The 14,913-nt window shown below is 61.0% G+C and carries 13 protein-coding genes and 1 pseudogene; 7 read left to right on the top strand and 7 right to left on the bottom strand.

What is annotated here, in order from left to right; all coding sequences use genetic code 11:
• Positions 1-89: 89 nt before the first annotated feature.
• Positions 90-1,040 (bottom strand): GlxA family transcriptional regulator, encoded by a 951-nt coding sequence (locus ACA062_RS12740; protein ID WP_497456681.1) that lies wholly within the window; start codon positions 1,038-1,040, stop codon positions 90-92.
• A 325-nt stretch (positions 1,041-1,365) separates the two neighbouring features.
• Here ACA062_RS12740 and ACA062_RS12735 point away from each other — a divergent pair, with 325 nt between their 5' ends.
• From ACA062_RS12735 to ACA062_RS12720, 4 genes and pseudogenes are all read left to right on the top strand, one after another.
• Positions 1,366-2,088 (top strand): pirin family protein, encoded by a 723-nt coding sequence (locus ACA062_RS12735; RefSeq protein ID WP_497456680.1) that lies wholly within the window; start codon positions 1,366-1,368, stop codon positions 2,086-2,088.
• 69 nt (positions 2,089-2,157) lie between these two features.
• Positions 2,158-2,430: pseudogene (locus ACA062_RS12730) on the top strand (YbfB/YjiJ family MFS transporter); the annotation flags it as partial.
• A gap of 54 nt (positions 2,431-2,484) precedes the next feature.
• A complete protein-coding gene (locus tag ACA062_RS12725; RefSeq protein WP_497456679.1) occupies positions 2,485-3,483 on the top strand; it encodes an NAD(P)H-quinone oxidoreductase in 999 nt (332 codons plus the stop codon).
• A 217-nt stretch (positions 3,484-3,700) separates the two neighbouring features.
• Entirely contained in the window at positions 3,701-4,645 is a 945-nt protein-coding gene (locus ACA062_RS12720; RefSeq protein WP_497456678.1) for an alpha/beta hydrolase, read from the top strand.
• A gap of 3 nt (positions 4,646-4,648) precedes the next feature.
• Here the strand turns inward: ACA062_RS12720 and ACA062_RS12715 are convergent, their stop codons facing one another.
• From ACA062_RS12715 to ACA062_RS12705, 3 genes are all read right to left on the bottom strand, one after another.
• A complete protein-coding gene (locus ACA062_RS12715) occupies positions 4,649-6,463 on the bottom strand; it encodes an ABC transporter ATP-binding protein (RefSeq protein WP_497456677.1) in 1,815 nt (604 codons plus the stop codon).
• A gap of 47 nt (positions 6,464-6,510) precedes the next feature.
• Positions 6,511-7,641 (bottom strand): hypothetical protein, encoded by a 1,131-nt coding sequence (locus ACA062_RS12710; protein ID WP_497456676.1) that lies wholly within the window; start codon positions 7,639-7,641, stop codon positions 6,511-6,513.
• Positions 7,642-7,755: 114 nt separating this feature from the next.
• Positions 7,756-8,793 (bottom strand): AraC family transcriptional regulator, encoded by a 1,038-nt coding sequence (locus tag ACA062_RS12705; protein WP_497456675.1) that lies wholly within the window; start codon positions 8,791-8,793, stop codon positions 7,756-7,758.
• 167 nt (positions 8,794-8,960) lie between these two features.
• Here ACA062_RS12705 and ACA062_RS12700 point away from each other — a divergent pair, with 167 nt between their 5' ends.
• From ACA062_RS12700 to ACA062_RS12690, 3 genes are all read left to right on the top strand, one after another.
• Complete coding sequence (locus ACA062_RS12700) at positions 8,961-9,812, top strand: 3-hydroxybutyryl-CoA dehydrogenase (protein WP_497456674.1); 852 nt, start codon at positions 8,961-8,963, stop codon at positions 9,810-9,812.
• On the top strand, positions 9,799-10,458 hold the full coding sequence (locus ACA062_RS12695) for a TetR/AcrR family transcriptional regulator (protein ID WP_497456673.1): 660 nt from the start codon (positions 9,799-9,801) through the stop codon (positions 10,456-10,458). The genes ACA062_RS12700 and ACA062_RS12695 overlap by 14 nt, the downstream gene beginning before the upstream one ends.
• A 90-nt stretch (positions 10,459-10,548) precedes the next feature.
• Positions 10,549-10,962: a VOC family protein gene (locus tag ACA062_RS12690; RefSeq protein WP_497456672.1), complete on the top strand. Its 414-nt coding sequence runs from the start codon at positions 10,549-10,551 to the stop codon at positions 10,960-10,962.
• Between the two features lie 53 nt (positions 10,963-11,015).
• Here ACA062_RS12690 and ACA062_RS12685 read toward each other — a convergent pair whose 3' ends face one another.
• The 3 genes from ACA062_RS12685 to ACA062_RS12675 all read right to left on the bottom strand — a co-directional run bounded on the left by ACA062_RS12685 (position 11,016) and on the right by ACA062_RS12675 (position 14,439).
• Positions 11,016-12,359 (bottom strand): OprD family porin, encoded by a 1,344-nt coding sequence (locus tag ACA062_RS12685; RefSeq protein WP_497456671.1) that lies wholly within the window; start codon positions 12,357-12,359, stop codon positions 11,016-11,018.
• Between the two features lie 67 nt (positions 12,360-12,426).
• The gene (locus tag ACA062_RS12680) at positions 12,427-13,632 is read right to left on the bottom strand and encodes an acetyltransferase domain-containing protein (protein ID WP_497456670.1); all 1,206 of its coding nucleotides are present in this window, start codon (positions 13,630-13,632) and stop codon (positions 12,427-12,429) included.
• Between the two features lie 39 nt (positions 13,633-13,671).
• Positions 13,672-14,439 (bottom strand): DUF4198 domain-containing protein, encoded by a 768-nt coding sequence (locus tag ACA062_RS12675; RefSeq protein ID WP_497456669.1) that lies wholly within the window; start codon positions 14,437-14,439, stop codon positions 13,672-13,674.
• Positions 14,440-14,913 lie beyond the last annotated feature (474 nt).

The following is a 14,913-nucleotide window of genomic DNA, read 5'->3' as shown; positions in this document are numbered from 1 at the left end:
AACGGTATCTTGGCAGGCCTCGGTGACGGTAAAACGGCCAAGATGGGAGCGTCACGGCCATCAGGGTGCGCACAACGGACAAGAACGCTCTAGCTGAACTGTTCGCGGTACTGGCTCGGGGTCAGGCCGAGCTTTTCACTGAACAGGAAACGCATGTGCCGCACGCTGCCAAAGCCACTTTTAAAGGCTACGGTCTTGAGTGGCAGGTCGCTGGTTTCCAGCAGGTTCCTGGCACAATCGATGCGCGCACTTTGCAAAAACTCCATGGGCGTCATGTTCACTTCCCTGGCAAAGACCCTGGCGAAATGGCGTGGGCTCATGGTGGCCAAGCCGGCCATACGCTCGATGCTGAAGGTTTCATCGAGATGCTCGAGCATATAGTTCTGCACGCGGGTCACCGGCGTTTCCTGGGGGGCGACGGCGGCCGTCAACGGGCTGAATTGCGCCTGCCCGCCCTGGCGTTTCATCACCACCAGCAACACCTTGGCCACGTCCTGGGCGACTTTCTTGCCATGGTCTTCGGCAACCACCGCCAGTGCCAGGTCGATGCCGGCAGTGACACCGCCGGACGTGATGAGGTTGCGGTCCAACACGTAGATCTGGTCGGTCTCCACCGTCGCCTTGGGAAAACCCTTGATCAGCCGTTCGGTGTAGTGCCAGTGGGTGGTGACGCGGTAGCCGTCGAGCAGACCGGCATGGCCCAGCACGAAGGCGCCGGTGCAGATCGAACCATAACGGCCTGCGCGGCTGACAGCGCCTTGCAGCCAGCCGAGCAACGGCGGATGTTTTTCGTTATAGGCACCGGGACCGCCCGGCACCAGCAATAAGTCATAGGCTTTACTTGCCTGATCGATGTGCCGGTCGGCCTGGACGCTGACGCCGTTGGAGGCCCGCAGCGCACCGGGTTCGGTACCGATGGTCGACAGCTCATAACGCTCGGCCTTCGGCAGATAACGGTTGGCGATGGAAAACACTTCCATGGGCCCGGCCATGTCGAGCAGGAGAAAGTCGGGGAACAGCACCATTGCCACGGTTTTCATGGGTTCAAAATCACTGAGGTAAAAAAATAATACTGAATAAACACCGCCCCCTGTGGGAGCGGGCTTGCCCGCGAAAGCGGTGTGTCAGTCACCGGTCATGTTGAATGTGCCGACGCCTTCGCGGGCAAGCCCGCTCCCACAGGAAAGCGTCCCGCCTAGGGTTATGACCACGCGAGACATCGAACAAGCATACTTGAAAAGCCGCCTATAACTGTCAACCTGTACACGACAGTATTTCAATTTTTACCTACTTATTGCATCCACCAGTAACCATTAATCTTCTCCTCACTTGGACGAATCAACGTCCCCACAGGAGAACTTCATCATGCTGACCCTACGCAAAGCTTCTGATCGCGGCGCCGCCAATCACGGTTGGTTGAAGTCGTTCCATACCTTTTCCTTCGCCAACTACCGCAACCCCAAAGAGCAGGGATTTTCCGACCTGCTGGTGATCAACGATGACCGCGTGGCGGCCGGTAAAGGCTTTGGCCAGCACCCGCACCGCGACATGGAGATTTTCTCCTATGTGCTCGAAGGCGCCCTGGAACACAAGGACACCCTGGGCACCGGTTCGGTGATCCGCCCCGGCGATGTGCAACTGATGAGCGCCGGCAGCGGTGTCGCTCACAGCGAGTTCAACCATTCGGCTACGCGGCCGGTGCATTTCCTGCAAATCTGGATCGTGCCGGAAGTCAGCGGCGCCAAACCGCGTTATCAGCAGGAACACTTCAGCACGCAGAAAAAACGCGGGCGTCTGCAACTGATCATTTCCCCTGATGGGACGAATGGTTCGCTGAAGGTGCGCCAGGATGCGCGGGTGTATGCCGGCCTGATCGATGGCAAGGAAAGCGCCAGCCTGGAACTGGGAGCGAATCGCTTTGCTTATGTGCATGTTGCTCGCGGCAGTGTCGAACTTAATGGGGTGCCGTTACAGGAAGGTGATGGCGTCAGGGTTCGCGATGAGCAGGTGCTGAACTTGAGCAAGGGTGTGGATGCCGAAGTGCTGGTGTTTGACCTGCGCCCGCAGGAACTGCCGGAAATGCCATAAGATCAAAAGATCGCAGCCTAGCTCCGCGGGGCGGCGCCTACTGGGAACACCAATACCCCGGTATAAGCTGTCGTCCCGCTGGCGCTGGCTCGGGTGCATGAACTGATCCTGAACCATCATCAGCAGCAGATCGCCTGGAGCCGTGCCACGGTCTCATTCGCCACGTTCCAGGCGATCGCAGGGTTTGCCTATTCGGCGTTGTTCAACGCCAGCGGTGGGCAGCATACAGTGATGTTTGTCATTGCGGCGGGGGCTATTGTTGTGGCACTGATGTTGGAATTGGGTATGCGGTTGCTGTACCGGCCAGCGACTGGAGCCCTGTGCCGCTCCCACACTGAATGATTTGTACATTCAGGTGATCCCATCTACAGATCACCTTCCACACAGGTATTCGCCATGACTTTGCCCCAAACCATGACCCAGATTGAAATCACCCAACCCGGCGGCCCCGACGTCCTGCAACCGCGCCAGGTCCCCGTCCCCACCGTAGCGGCCGGCGAAATACTGATCCGCGTCCACGCCGCCGGCGTCAACCGCCCCGACGTGATCCAGCGCGCCGGCAAGTACCCGATGAAACCCGGCATGAGCCCGATCCCCGGGCTGGAAGTGGCCGGTGAAGTGGTGGCGATCGGTCAGGGCGTCAGTGAATTTATCCCGGGCGATAGCGTGTGTGCGCTGACCAATGGCGGCGGGTATGCGCAGTATTGCGTCGCACCGGCCAGTCAGGCGCTGCCGATTCCCGAAGGCATGGACTGGGTGCAAGCAGCAGCGACCCCGGAAACCTTCTTCACCGTGTGGGCCAACCTGTTCGACATCGGTGGCGCCAGCAAGGGCCAGCGCGCATTGATTCATGGCGGCACCAGCGGCATCGGCACCACCGCGCTGATGTTGTGTCGCGAATTCGGGATCAAGGCCTTCGCCACGGCGGGCAGTGAAGAAAAGTGTGCGGCGATTCGTAAGCTGGGGGCCGAGGCGATCAACTATCGCGAGCAGGATTTCGTCCAGGTCATCCAGGAGAAAACTGCTGGCAAAGGGGTCAATGTGATCCTCGACATCATGGGCGGCTCGTACCTGAATCCGAATATCGCGGCGCTGGGCATGGACGGCCGCCTGGTGATGCTGGGCTTTCTCGGCGGCGCCCACGCCAAAGAGGTCGATTTGATGGCGATCCTGGGCAAACGCGCGACGATCACCGGGTCCCTGATGCGCGCGCGCACCCGCGAAGAAAAAGCCTCGATTGCCGAGCAGTTGCGCGAGTACGTCTGGCCCGTCCTCGCCGCCGGGCGTTGCTTGCCGATGATCGACAAGGTCTATCCGCTGGAGCAGGCCGCCCAGGCGCATGAGCGGATGGAAGCGGGCGAGCACATTGGCAAGATTGTGTTGCAGGTGGATTGAGCCACGATATCGAGCGACGTCGCCCCCTGTAGGAGCGGGCTTGCTCGCGAAGAACGTCAACGATAATGCGTGGCATCAGACTGCCCGGGGCGTCCTTGCGTTCTTCGCGAGCAAGCTCGCTCCTACAAGGGGTCGGTGAACGGCTGTCGAAATTTTTCCCGCCCTGCGCACGCTTCTGCTAAAACCCGAACTTCAGTTTTTTACCGTGGACCGCCCAATGCCCGCTCCCCTCCTCCCACGCTTGCGCCAACGCTGGCTACCGCTGCTATGCATGGCCGCGCTGCTCGTCGGCCTGCCTGTGGGTTGCGCGGTGCTGGAGCATAAGGAGCGGGAGCTGTTGTTCCGCATCGAACCGGGGAATGCCAGTTGGTACAGCGGGTTGCCGAGCAGCGTCGAGGAATTCGAGCTGCAGCCCAAAAGCTTCAAGGCCGGGCAAAGTATCCATGGCTGGTGGTGGCCGGCGGAGCGGGCGAATGCGCCGGCGATCCTTTACCTGCATGGCGTACGCTGGAACCTCACCGGGCAGTTGTTTCGCATCCAGCAACTGCAGGCACTGGGCTATTCGGTGCTGGCCATCGACTACCGCGGTTTCGGTCAGAGTCACGGCGACCTGCCGTCGGAAACCACGGTGTACGAAGATGCACGGATTGCCTGGGAACGCTTCAAGCTGCTGCAACCGGATGCGAACAAACGGCTGATCTATGGTCATTCACTGGGCGGCGCCGTGGCCATCGACCTGGCGGCCGAGCTGGGCCAGACAGCCGCAAAAGAGCAGGCCCCGGTGCCGGCTCGCGGGCTGATCATCGAGTCTACGTTCACTTCTCTGGCCGACGTCGCCACGGCGATGGCCAATACTTCCCTGCCGGTGCGCTGGCTGCTGTCGCAGAAATTCGATTCCATCGACAAGATCGCCGAGATCAACATGCCGCTGCTGGTGGTCCACGGGCTGGACGACCGCTACGTGCCGCCGCGCTTCAGCGAGCAATTATTCAATGCAGCCCTGGAACCCAAGCGTCTGTTGCTGGTGCCCGGCGCGACGCACAACAACAGCATGAGCCTGGGTGGGCAGACCTATCGCAAGGCCCTGGACAGCTTGATGCAGTCGAAGCCGCCGGCCCAGGTCGCGGGGCCGGCAGTGACTCGGCGCGCTCAGGATTCCTGAGGCTCAGCGATAACCCTTGGCCTGCAAGTTGAACAACTGCGCATAGCGCCCGCCAGCCGCCACCAGACTGTCGTGGTCCCCCCGCTCCAGAATCGAACCCTGATCCAGCACGATGATGTGATCGGCATTGCGCACGCTGGAAAAGCGGTGGGAAATCAGTAACGTCATGCGGCCTTCGGTGTGCTCGCTGAAATGCTCGAACACCGCCGCTTCCGCCGCCGGGTCGAGCGCCGAGGTCGGCTCATCGAGAATCAGGATGTCGGCCTCGCGGCGCATGTAGGCGCGGGACAAGGCGATCTTCTGCCATTGACCGCCGGACAGTTCCTGCCCACCGGCGAACCAGCGCCCGAGTTGTGTGGCATAACCGCGATCCAGACGCTCGATAAAGGGCGCAGCCATGCCCTCGGCGGCGGCCTCCTGCCAACGCTGTTCATCGTTGAACGCCAGGGTGTCGCCGACGCCGATGTTCTCGCCGACCGAGAACTGGTAACGGATGTAGTCCTGAAAAATCACGCCGATGCGGCGACGCAGCGCGTCTTCTTCCCACGCCTGCAGATCACTGCCGTCCAGCAGTATGCGGCCCTGATCGGGACGGTACAGGCGGGTCAGCAGTTTGATCAGCGTGGTCTTGCCGGAACCGTTCTCCCCCACCAGCGCCACGCTGTGTCCAGGCACCAGGTGCAGATCGATGCCTTCCAGCGCGGCGCGACTGGCACCCGGATAACGGAAACCGACGTTCTCGAAACGCAAACCATCGCCGGGCAGTGCGCCTACCGTCAGGCTGCCGGTATCGACCACCACCGGTTCCGCCAGGTATTCATAAAGACTCGACAGATAGAGGCCATCCTCATAAAGACCACTGATGGCGCTGAGACTGTTGCTCACCGCCGTCTGCCCCTGCTTGAACAACACCAGGTACATGGTCATCTGGCCGAGGCTGATGTTGCCATGGACCGCATCGACCACCACCCAGGCATACGCCAGATAAAACGCAGCGGTGCCCAGCAGCCCCAACCCGAAACCCCAGCCATCACGCCGCAGCGTCAACCGCCGGTCTTCGGCATAGAGACGGGCGAACGTCTCGCGATAACGCTTCAACAACAGCGGCGCAAAACCGAACAGCTTGACCTCTTTGATATAGCCTTCGTGGGACAGCAGCGTCTCGATGTAGTTTTGCTGGCGACTCTCCGGTGCGCGGCGGGTGAACAGGCGGAAGGCATCCCCGGAAAAATGCGCTTCGGCAAAGAACACCGGCAACGCGCCGACCACCAGCAGCACCAGGGCCCACGGCGAAAAATGCACCAGCAATACGCCGAAGCTGATCAACACGATCAGGTTCTGGATCAGCCCCAACGACTTCATCACCAGCGCCAACGGCCGGGTCGAAGCCTCGCGCCGCACCCGCACCAGCTTGTCGTAGAACTCGGAATTCTCGAACTGCACCAGCGATAACGTCTGGGCCTTTTCCAGAATCATCGTATTGACCTTCTGCCCCAGCTGCACCCGCAACAGCGACTGCTGCACCGACAGCGCCCGCTGGGCCCCGGACAGCAACGCCAGCACACCGGCCTCAAACAGCACATAACGCACCACCGGCCACAACGGCGCACTGCCCTGCTGCGCGTGCAACTGCATGGCAAAGACCACCGCATCGACGATGCGCTGGCCCAACCAGGCGGCCAGCGCGGGCAGGACGCCCGCGATCAGGGTTGCCAGCACCAGACCGAGGAATAAGCCGCGGGAGGTTCCCCAGACCAGCAGCAAGGCGCGCCTGGCCTGGTCGAGCAAGGCAGTGAAGCGGTTAAGAGCAACTGGCATACGGCGCTGGACCCGGCTTGGTGAGAACAACAATGCGCCATGGTACTTCAGCCAGGGATCGGCGCGGGTTCTCCAGAGGAAGCAGTCTTGGGTTTGGCGGCCGGGCAGACATCAACGCCCACCAGACTGGCACGAGGTACAAACTGCACCGCCTTTGAGTCTGTCTTCCACAGGCGCACAAAATAAGTACCGTCTGCCTCGGCAATGACGCGTAACGGGCGACTGAAGCCGGGCCTGTCGGGATCCGTGAGCGCCTCGAGCCCTTTGCTCTCGGGGGCGAAATTCATGAGGGTGCAATTGCGTGCGCCGGAGGCCGAGACTTGAAAGGCAAACCCGCCCAGTTTGGCGCCTGTGGGTGGATACAAACCCAGAACGATGACCAGGACCATGACGGCGGACGCTATCAGGGCCACCGGGTTGTCATGGCTGCGCATCTTCACCACGAACAACGCACCCAGCAGCTGGATGATCCAGACCACCAGCAATTCCACCAGCATCAGCGGCACCAGCCACCACAGATTGCTGACGTATCGGCCGGCGATGTCGATCGCCACAATCGTGACATTGAGAATCACGCACACCTGAACAAAGGCGGACATGACGCAGGCAATGCGAAAATCCATCGACACCGGGCCTTCCACACCGCGCGTCATCAGCCAGTAGTAGCAGGCAATCGTCAACCCGGTACCCACTACCGCCGCGGTGCCCCAGTACCAGTTGCCCGTCACTTGGGAGCCGATCACGCACAGCACCGCGCAGAAGGTGCCGAGGATCAACAGGCTACCGCCCCAGCGTCTTAGCATTCGACTGTGGCGTGCCCTGTTCTCTGGAGTGGTTTGTTCAAGGCTGAGCTCATCGCTCAGCCGCTTGCCAGAATCATTCAGTCGATGAAACAGGACGAAAATCGGCAACAGGACGAAAGCCAACAGGATCGAAATGATGAAAATGAGTATCGCGGACATGACCGGCAGTGCAGAGATGACGGCTGAAGAGGTGATACTCAGCGGGATCTTTTCTTCCTGAATGTATTGATACAGGTACGCCCCGGCAGTGAGCAGTATGACCAGGGTCAATGGCCAGGCGCGCTCATTGAGCCACAACAGGCTTTTACTCAATTGGCCATAGCGATCGGGTGTCGGGTTTACGGTTCGCGGGGGAATGTTTTCAATATCGGTCATCGACAAGCTCCAGTTCCTTGGGGTCAGCGTCCTTGTTGCAAACAGCGTTGAACAGAGACTAGGAGCTGGGACTGTACAACCCGAAACCGCCAAAAACATCGGGGTCGCGCTTAATCAGACGGGTCTGTCAGAGCCTTCCGACAATTCACCCTGAAACCGCGCCCGATACCGCCCCGGACTCTCCCCCGTCCATTTCTTGAACGCCCGATGAAACGCACTCGGCTCCTGAAACCCCAGACGCTCGGCAATATCGCCGATGCTCGCCTTGCTCTGGCGTAACTGCTCGAATGCCACCCCGCGCCGCACTTCATCCTTGATCTCCTGGTACGAACAGCCTTCGCGCTCCAGTTTGCGGCGGAAGGTGCTGGAGCTCAGGTGCTGTTCCAGGGCGAAGGCCTGCAAGGTCGGCCATTCGCTGTAATGGCTGTGGCGCAGGCGCTGATGCACCTGCGACGCCAGGCCGTGCTGGTTGCGGAAGCGGATCACCAGCCATTGCGGTGCGGTGCGCAGGAATACTTTCAACGAGGCCAGGTCCTGAATCACCGGCAAGCGCAGGTAATGACTGGCAAATTCGATCTCGGTGCGTTCGGCGCCGAAGGTCAGGTTGGGGCCCCAGAGCAAACGGTCATCGCTGAGGGGAACGCGCTGATGGCGGAAGTCCGCACGATCAATGGGGATGCGTCGACCGCCCAGCCAACACAGCAGGCTGATCATCAACACCAGGAACGTCTCTTCGCCCAAACGGGCGAGGTCATCGTTTTGCGCGCGGGTTTCCAGGCTGATGACCGCCCGTTTGCCGCGCACGGTCAGGGTGCCGCGAAAGTCCCGCAGGAACAGGGCGAAGTTGACCAGGCACTGGCGCATGGCTTTGTGCAGGTCAGGCTCCTGAATCAGCGCCCGGCAAATCAGGGCGAAGCTGCCCGGTGGCATGCCATGGGAGTCGAGGCCGAAGAATTCGTCGTCGAATTCGCGGATCTGGATCAGCCACAGGGCGGCAAATGCACTGGCCGGGATCCGTGCCGTGGGTTGTTCCATCAATACCGGGTCAATGCCCGCCTGTTCCAGCGCAGTCCCCAGGCGCTGCGGATCGTTCCCCATTTTCTGGACCATGGCCTGCACGAAGTAGGCGGCCACCGAGTCTTTTTCCCGCATGTTAACGCTTCTCTCCCCATTGCCCGACTGGCAAAAAACACCAGTTCCGTTGAACAGTTTCGGCATAGGACAACCGCCCTGCCGGATCTAGACTCGTGGCCAATAGTACGCTTTCGGCCGTTGCGGCGGCCAAGGTATCGCAAGGTTTGAGCGCAAGGACACAGAACATGAATCTGCAAGACATTGGCGTGATCGGCGCGGGCACCATGGGCAACGGCATTGCGCAAGTCTGCGCCCTGGCCGGCTTCAAGGTGACCTTGATCGACATTTGCGACAGCGCCCTGCAAAAGGCCATTGCGACGGTCGGCAAAAACCTTGATCGGCAAATCGCCAAGGATACGCTGAGCCAGGAGCAAAAACTGGCCACCCTCGACAGGATCCGCACCAGCACCGACTACAGCAGCCTGCAGAACGTGCAACTGGTGATCGAAGCCGCCACGGAAAACCTCGAGCTGAAACTGCGCGTGCTGCAACAAATCGCCGCGCAGGTCAGCCCCGACTGCGTGATCGCCTCCAACACCTCGTCGCTGTCCATTACCCAACTCGCCGCCAGCGTCAGCCAGCCTGAACGTTTCATCGGCCTGCACTTCTTCAACCCGGTGCCGGTGATGGGCCTGATCGAGGTGATCCGCGGTCTGCAAACCAGCGATGCGACCCACGCCCTGGCACTGGACATGGCCACCACCCTGGGCAAGACCGCGATCACCGCCGGCAACCGTCCGGGCTTCGTGGTCAACCGGATCCTGGTGCCGATGATCAACGAAGCGATCCTGGTGTTGCAGGAAGGCCTGGCCAGTGCCGAAGAGATCGACGCCGGCATGCGCCTGGGTTGCAACCAGCCCATCGGCCCGCTGGCCCTGGCGGACCTGATCGGCCTGGACACCGTGCTGGCAATTCTCGAAGCCTTCTACGATGGCTTCAACGACAGCAAATACCGCCCTGCTCCGCTGCTCAAGGAAATGGTCGCCGCCGGCTACCTGGGACGCAAAACGGGGCGCGGCTTCCATGCCTATGCCTGAGCGTTGTACACGTTTCGCCGAGTACCGGGACAAAGTACTGGAGCTGTTCGCCAGCAAGGGTTTTGGCCAGGTCGGCATGCGAGAGCTCGCGACCTGCCTGGGGCTCTCGCCGGGTTCGTTGTATCACCATTACCCCAGCAAACAGCACTTGCTGCTTGATCTGATCGAAGAGTTCTACGAAGAGCTGCTGGCCACCCTGGGGCGCATCGCTCAACAGGCGCCGGCCAAGCGCGACAAACTGCAGGCGCTGATCCGCGCGCATGTGAACCTGCATCAGGAGATGCCCTGGCATTTTCGTCTGGTGGAGCGCGACAGCGGCTGCCTGAACGAAGAGCAACAGCAACGGGTCCGGCAACTGCGCGAGCAGTACGAACGCAAACTGCTGCTGATGCTCGGCACCCGGACACGGTTCAGTGAAGAGGGCCGGCTGGCCGCCGGGCATGCGATTGCCGCCTTGCTCAACAGCGCGCCCAGCTGGCTGGCGCAGCCTGCGCTGGATGAACCGGAGCGCGATGAAATGCTCGAAAGCCTGGTGCGTGGCGCCATCGAGCGTGTGCTCGCGCCGCGACGGGTACCCGAGGCAATAAGCCTGGCCTCGTCCATGGAAAAAACATCTAAAAAAACCCACCCGCCCGCCGCGTTTTAGGGTTTTGCTACCCGAGTCGAAGCACATCGGAATTCACTGGCCAGGCACAGGATCAACCGATGTGTACCCTCATTGACCGGGAGCTGTAACATGAAAATCAATCCCTACCTCATCTTCAACGGCGACTGCAAAGCCGCCTTCACGTTCTATGCCCAAGCCCTGCAAGGCCAGATCGAAATGATGATGACCTTCGGTGAAAGCCCGGCGCGCGAACACCTTCCCGCGGATCTGCACAACCTGATCATCCACACCCGCCTGTCAGTGGGCGATCAGGCGATCATGGGCTCGGACACCACGCCGGATCGCCCCACGGATGAAATGGCCGGCTGCTCGGTCTCGCTGAATGTCGACAGCATCGCCGAGGCGGAGCGCGTGTTCACGGCACTGGCCGAAGACGGCAAGGTGCAAATGCCACTGGAAGCCACGTTCTGGGCAGCGCGCTTCGGCATGCTGGTCGACCGGTTTGGCGTGTCGTGGATGGTCAATTGCGAAAAGGATCAGTGATCAAAGGGCCCGACCTGAAAAGGTTGGGCCCTTTCCCACCGGGGATCCGCGCTTTAGAACTTTCCGCCCAACGGATACTCGACCGCCAGACGAATCTGATTGGCATCCAGTTCGGCCTGGGCCGTGTTCCCGCGATGCACCGCATGCCTCAGGGAAAACGCCAGGTTCTTCGCCACCCCCGACTGCACCACGTACCGGGCCTGCAGATCGCGCTCCCAGTGCTTGCCGCCCTGCCCGTAACCCAGCCACTTGTAACCCCCGTTGGGGTCCATGTGACTGCCGTCGATGCCGCTGCCGCGAACGTACAGTGCACTGAAGCTCAGCCCGGGAATGCCATAGCCGGTCAGGTTCAGATCGTAGCGGGCCAGCCAGGACGCTTCTTCGGGGGCGTTGAAGTCGGACAATGCCACGGCATTGCTCAGGTAGATCGCACCACGGGTCACGTAGTCGAAGGGCGTGTCGCCATCGACTTTCTGATAACCCAGCCCAACACTGTGGGAACCGATCTTGTAGGTCGACAGCAAACTCCAGGTGGTGTTGTCGATGCGGCCGGACAGGGCTTGGCCGGTGTCCTGGGTGCGGTACAGGTTGAGGTCGAAGACCAGCTCCTGGCCTGGCACCAATGGCAGGGTGTAGAGCGCTCCCAGATAATGCTGGCGCCAGGTGTCATCGTAGACTGCGCTGAACAGGCTGGCGCTGAGACCTTTGACTGCAGTGTTGCGCACGCCCACCAGATCGAAGCTGTTGCCCTGCCTGCCGTTGGAATAATTGACCACAAAGCCTTGGTCGTGGCTGCTGGCGTTGCGGTCGGTGCTCTCGTTGAAATGCCCGCCATAGAGGGTGGTGGCGGGCAGTTCGCGGGTGGTCAGCAGCCAGCCCGTGGCGGTTTCCGGCAGCAGGCGACTGTCGGATGAGCCGAACACCGGGGTCTTCACCCGCTGCTCGCCGTAGCGCAACTCCGTCGACGACCAGCGCAGCTTGGCCACCGCGCCGCCCCGACTGAATTCATCCTTGGGATGCCCGTCATTGTCCACGCCCAGCACCCGCGCCTTGCCGGCCCGACCACCGCCGCTGTCCAGTTGCCAACCGGAATATACATGGGCATCCAGGCCCACCCCCAGGGTGCCGGTCGTATAGCCGGAGGTGAAATCGGCCATCAGGCCATACCCCCACTCCTCGGCCAGGTCACTGCGTTCGCTTCGGGGTTTGAAGGCATTGCGTGCGCCATTGCTCAGCGAGCCGTGCTGATAGTCGCGCCGATCATAGAGGCTGCGGTTGAGCAGGCTCCATTGGCTGTCCTCGACAAAGCCTTTGGCGGTGTCTTGCTCCGAGGCCAGGGCGAGCAGGGACTGCCCGCCCAATGCCAGAAGCAGGGTATGCGTCGATAGGGTTTTCACAGTGCAACTCCAGGAAAATCGGGGTTGGCAAGGTGTCCCGCCGATCGGGGGACACCCTTTGGGCACGTCAGAGGTATTTGAGGATCGCGATGTCGCGGCGGCGCTGCTTGAGGTTGGCGAACCAGCGCGTCGGGAAGAACAGCAACACCCCGAGGATCACGCTCCACAGCCACACCGTCGGCAAATTGTCGAAGCCGTAGTAAGCGCCCTGATTGGCGCCCCAGATCGCAACGGCCACCAGGTACATGGCCTTGAGCACATACAGGTGCAGCAAGTAGAAGAACATCGGCGCGCCGCCGTAGATCGCCAGGGTGGCGATGGACCAGCGTTCCTGCAGCTTCTCGAACCACGCCAGCAGAATCAGCGAGAGGCCCAGCGTCGGCATCAGGAACATCAGCGACGGCGGGTACTTCTTCGCACTCATGAAGCTCATGAAGGTGCGTAGCGAATCACCGGTCTGCACCCAGGGTTTCTCGCCGTAGACGTTCAGATAACGAATGAACACGAACGCCACCAGCAGGCCGAAGCCGAGTTTCAGCAGCCGGGAATTGCGCTCGGCCGACGGCATGTCCTTGCCAAACCACGGGCCGATGCCCCAACCCAGCAGGATCACACCGATCCAGGGCAATACCGGGTACGTGGTGCGCGCCCGGGTGAACTCGGTGATGTCGATGAATACCCGTTGATGCAGGATCGACCAGGGCACGAAGAACGGCGACTCAGGCCCCACGGTCACGCCATCGAGCAAGTTGTGCCCGGCGACGATGGCCACCCCGAGCACGATCAGCCAGCCGCGTTTGAAGTGCAGCAGTCCGGCAAGCACGATCATGCAGATGCCGATGCACCAGATCACCTGCAGCCACAGGGTCTTGGGCGGGAATTCGGCGTTCCAGGCGAAGCAGACGAAGGTGACTTCGAGAAACACCAGGAACAGCCCGCGCTTGAGCAGGAATACCGAGGTTTCCTTAGCCGTGTGTTTCTGACTGTAGAGCCAGGCCGACAGACCGGTGAGGAAGATGAATGCCGGGGCGCAGATTTCGCTGAGCATGCGGGTAAAGTACAGGTCCGGCGTGACGCTCAAGGCATCGATCGGATCGGTCACCTGCAGGTGCAGCAGAAAGGTTTCGCGCACGTGGTCGATCAGCATCAGCAGCATGACGAAACCGCGCAGGGCGTCGATCGCCAGCATCCGGGTGTTGGCCTTGACGGCACTGGTTGCAAGTGCAGGGGAAACGGTTCCCGCCTGCCCTGCCAATCCTGAAGATAGGGACATATCAGTCACTCATGTAAAGGTCGATGGACGACAGCCGGGTCAGGCCTGCTTCTTCAGCCGGGCGACTTCCGAGGCCGGCAGTTGCGACGGTGCCCGCGGCAACGGTGCCTGGCCCTGTGTTCGATAGAATGACAAGGTCGAACTGAAGCTCTTCAGGTCGAACGGCTCGGTCTTGCCCTGGGGGCTGACGCGCTCGCCGGGGGTGCGGTCCTTGTATTCGACGGCCACCACGTACGTGCCCTGCCATGGCAAATCGAAGCTGACCTTGCCGGTCGCATCGGTGCGCCGGGTAAAGACCTCACCGGAGCCCGTTTCCAGCATAACATCCTGATCTGGAATAGGTTTTTCGGAATAGTACACCTGAAACTGCGCTTTATTTCCCTCAATCAGGCCGGTGGGGACAATATCGAGCGTCAGTTCGGGAGTCCGCGCGCGCAAATCGCCGACCCAACGGGTGGCCGGCGTCCAGTGGGTCTTCAGGGTTTTTTCGGCCTCATGCAGGTCGAAGATCGGATAGTGCGGGTCCTGGGCCAGCAGCGAGTCATCGGCTTTCGTCTGGTGGGCCACCTTAAAAGCCTGGCGCTGCAAAGTCAGGGTCAGCGGTTGCGGGTTGCTCACCAACCAGCCCTTGAGTTGCTGGAAGCGGTCCATCCCGCCCGGCGTGACTTCCAGGATGTTCTTCTCGTATTCCCCGTAGTACAGCGCCAGTGGCTGGCCGGGTGGTTGTTCATACCAGATCTGATGCGCCTCGCTGCTGCTCGCCAGCATGAAGACGCCGAAACCCAATAGTGCCTTTGCGTTGCTCATTCGCATTTTTTCGCTCCGATTGGTGTCATTCAGCGGATCGTGGCAACCGCCCTGGCCGGGTCGACAGCCACGCCACAATCCACGCCCTCTCTGAGCGCATTACAACGCAGGCACTTTTGCGCTGTGCTCCGAATTCATCGCTTACAACGCTACCGGCAACTGTTTTCGGCTCGAAAACAGCCGTTTATGCGGACTGCGCCAGTACGAGGCGCCTCGGGGCGGTGCTGTCGGTCCGATGTCCAAACGCGGTGCATTTCAGATTCACCGCCTCCTCTATCGCACGCAATCAATGTGGGAACGAGCTTGCTCGCGAAGGCGTCCTGCCAGTCGATATTGATGTCGATTGACGCACCGCTTTCGCGAGCAAGCCCGCTCCCACATTAATTGCCTGTGTGCATGCGCTTGAGTGACCGGCAGCAGGACGCCGCGCACCTCTCTCAAGGTCGCGGCGGACTGCACGGGAAGGGGAATGAG

Source organism: Pseudomonas sp. LBUM1679 (genome assembly GCF_059695565.1).
The sequence above is the reverse complement of the archived record's forward strand: the minus strand, read 5'-3'. Positions and strand labels throughout refer to the sequence as shown.

Excerpts from the sequence above, each read along its gene's own strand:
- ACA062_RS12715 (WP_497456677.1), bottom strand. The coding sequence starts at position 6,463 with ATGCCAGTTGCTCTTAACCGCTTCACTGCCTTGCTCGACCAGGCCAGG.
- ACA062_RS12735 (WP_497456680.1), top strand. The coding sequence starts at position 1,366 with ATGCTGACCCTACGCAAAGCTTCTGATCGCGGCGCCGCCAATCACGGT.
- ACA062_RS12725 (WP_497456679.1), top strand. The coding sequence starts at position 2,485 with ATGACTTTGCCCCAAACCATGACCCAGATTGAAATCACCCAACCCGGC.
- ACA062_RS12680 (WP_497456670.1), bottom strand. The coding sequence starts at position 13,632 with ATGTCCCTATCTTCAGGATTGGCAGGGCAGGCGGGAACCGTTTCCCCT.
- ACA062_RS12710 (WP_497456676.1), bottom strand. The coding sequence starts at position 7,641 with ATGACCGATATTGAAAACATTCCCCCGCGAACCGTAAACCCGACACCC.
- ACA062_RS12695 (WP_497456673.1), top strand. The coding sequence starts at position 9,799 with ATGCCTATGCCTGAGCGTTGTACACGTTTCGCCGAGTACCGGGACAAA.
- ACA062_RS12675 (WP_497456669.1), bottom strand. The coding sequence starts at position 14,439 with ATGAGCAACGCAAAGGCACTATTGGGTTTCGGCGTCTTCATGCTGGCG.
- ACA062_RS12705 (WP_497456675.1), bottom strand. The coding sequence starts at position 8,793 with ATGCGGGAAAAAGACTCGGTGGCCGCCTACTTCGTGCAGGCCATGGTC.
- ACA062_RS12740 (WP_497456681.1), bottom strand. The coding sequence starts at position 1,040 with ATGAAAACCGTGGCAATGGTGCTGTTCCCCGACTTTCTCCTGCTCGAC.
- ACA062_RS12700 (WP_497456674.1), top strand. The coding sequence starts at position 8,961 with ATGAATCTGCAAGACATTGGCGTGATCGGCGCGGGCACCATGGGCAAC.
- ACA062_RS12720 (WP_497456678.1), top strand. The coding sequence starts at position 3,701 with ATGCCCGCTCCCCTCCTCCCACGCTTGCGCCAACGCTGGCTACCGCTG.
- ACA062_RS12690 (WP_497456672.1), top strand. The coding sequence starts at position 10,549 with ATGAAAATCAATCCCTACCTCATCTTCAACGGCGACTGCAAAGCCGCC.